At 52.8% G+C, this 301-nt stretch carries 1 pseudogene; it reads left to right on the top strand.

Annotated features, from left to right (window positions below):
• A pseudogene (locus A3730_RS31595) lies at positions 1–247 on the top strand (multidrug ABC transporter ATP-binding protein); the annotation flags it as partial.
• Positions 248–301: the final 54 nt, after the last annotated feature.

The raw sequence follows: 301 nt of genomic DNA, 5'->3' as shown, positions 1-301 counted from the left end.
CATGGCGGACGAGGCGCTGGCGCTGGCCGATGAGGGCTACTCGATGGTTTATACCTACGATGCCAACCAGGAAAACACGGGCATTGCTGAATTGCTGCGTCACCTGAGCGAGCAGGGTATTGAATTTAAGGACCTGCATTCACGGCAAAGTTCGCTGGAAGATATTTTCGTGGATCTGGTGCATGGCACGCCACAAGCCTCACGCGGTACGCAACACGTAAAAACTGAAACACCGGAAAGCCTCTGATGCCGTTTGGTGTTCTCGTTTGGCTGCTCCCGGAAGGATTAATCAATGAAAGTG

The organism is Alcanivorax sp. HI0044 (assembly GCF_001634945.1).
The sequence above is the reverse complement of the archived record's forward strand: the minus strand, read 5'-3'. Positions and strand labels throughout refer to the sequence as shown.